1 protein-coding gene is annotated in these 529 nt (G+C 74.3%); it reads right to left on the bottom strand.

The annotated features are described in order from the left end of the window. Positions 1-84: 84 nt before the first annotated feature. A partial coding sequence (locus tag AC5RVB_RS16340; protein WP_494143176.1) for a hypothetical protein occupies positions 85-529 on the bottom strand: 445 nt, incomplete at its 5' end.

The raw sequence follows: 529 nt of genomic DNA, 5'->3' as shown, positions 1-529 counted from the left end.
CCCCCGCCGCCCCCGCCGACGCCGCCGCCGCCCCGGTGCCGGCAATGTCCCTGGCCGTACCGGCGCTGCCGGTACCCGGTGTCCTCACACGTCTTCCCATAGTCTGCGCACCTCCCGCGCGTTTTCTTCCAGGGCCTGTTCGGCCAGGGCGGGCAATGACAGGTCAATCCGGCGTGATCCGGCCGTGCCGGTGACGCCGCCCCTGGGGCTTTCCGACACCGAAGCCATCGGCCCCAGCAACCGGTCCGCCTGTGCCGTCAGCCGCCGCAGGATCTGCGGATAGCGCGGGTCCCGGCGAATTTCGCGGGCCTGCTGCATCACTTCGGCAGTGAGCAGGGAGTGCAGGTGCTCCTGCTCGGCCAGGACGCTCCGCCGTGCTGCCCGGCGGGCCCGGGCCGAGGATGCCACGGCATCCGCCCGCGCCGCCTCGGCGCCCTCACGCTCGGCAGTGGCCCGGATGTCCGCGGCTTCGGCGCGGGCGGCGGCGAGGATCTCCTCCGCCTGCCGCCGGGCTTCTGCCTCTGTGCGG

The sequence above is a fragment of the Arthrobacter sp. Y3225209 genome (genome assembly GCF_059090685.1).
This window is presented reverse-complemented; position numbering and strand designations above follow the sequence as displayed.